Origin of the sequence: Vibrio sp. 1167 (assembly GCF_033340375.1) — a bacterium.
GTDB classification, from domain to species: domain Bacteria; phylum Pseudomonadota; class Gammaproteobacteria; order Enterobacterales; family Vibrionaceae; genus Vibrio; species Vibrio alginolyticus.
The window spans coordinates 1-1,190 of record NZ_JAWOWK010000082.1 but is presented as its reverse complement, the minus strand read 5'-3'; the positions used below and the strand labels follow the sequence as shown (position 1 = coordinate 1,190).

General features: G+C 47.1%; 1 protein-coding gene. It reads left to right on the top strand.

What is annotated here, in order from left to right; all coding sequences use genetic code 11:
- Nucleotides 1-1,184, top strand: a 1,184-nt coding sequence (gene tuf / locus R7Z78_RS24535; protein ID WP_017822038.1) for an elongation factor Tu, incomplete at its 5' end; no start/stop codon positions are given.
- Nucleotides 1,185-1,190: the final 6 nt, after the last annotated feature.

Below are 1,190 nucleotides of genomic sequence, written 5' to 3'. Positions count from 1 at the left end.
TGTCTAAAGAAAAATTTGAACGTACGAAACCGCACGTTAACGTTGGTACTATCGGCCACGTTGACCACGGTAAAACAACTCTAACTGCAGCTATCTGTACTACTCTTGCTAAAGTTTACGGCGGTGTAGCTAAAGATTTCGCATCTATCGATAACGCTCCAGAAGAGCGTGAGCGCGGTATCACGATCGCAACTTCTCACGTTGAGTACGACACTCCATCACGCCACTACGCACACGTTGACTGTCCAGGACACGCTGACTATGTTAAAAACATGATCACTGGTGCTGCACAGATGGACGGTGGTATCCTAGTTGTTGCTGCGACAGATGGCCCAATGCCACAAACTCGTGAGCACATCCTACTAGGCCGTCAGGTTGGTATCCCATACATCATCGTATTCATGAACAAATGTGACATGGTTGACGATGAAGAGCTACTAGAACTAGTAGAAATGGAAGTTCGTGAACTTCTATCTGAATACGATTTCCCAGGTGATGACCTACCAGTTATCCAAGGTTCTGCACTAGGCGCACTAAACGGCGAAGAGCAGTGGGAAGCGAAAATCGTTGAACTAGCAGAAGCTCTAGATACTTACATCCCTGAGCCAGAGCGTGCGGTAGATCAGCCATTCCTAATGCCTATCGAAGACGTATTCTCAATCCAAGGTCGTGGTACAGTAGTAACTGGCCGTATCGAGCGTGGTATCCTAACTGTAGGTGACGAAGTTGCTATCGTAGGTATCAAAGACACTACTACAACTACATGTACTGGTGTTGAGATGTTCCGTAAGCTTCTAGACGAAGGCCGTGCAGGTGAGAACGTTGGTGCACTTCTACGTGGTACTAAGCGTGACGAAGTTGAACGTGGTCAAGTACTAGCTAAGCCTGGTTCAATCACTCCACACACTAAATTCGAATCAGAAGTATACGTACTGTCTAAAGATGAAGGTGGTCGTCACACTCCATTCTTCAAAGGCTACCGTCCACAATTCTACTTCCGTACAACTGACGTAACTGGTGACATCCAGCTACCAGACGGCGTAGAAATGGTAATGCCAGGCGACAACGTACAGATGACTGTAGAGCTAATCGCACCAATCGCAATGGACGAAGGTCTACGTTTCGCGATCCGTGAAGGTGGCCGTACAGTAGGTGCTGGTGTTGTTGCTAAGATCTTCGACTAATTCATA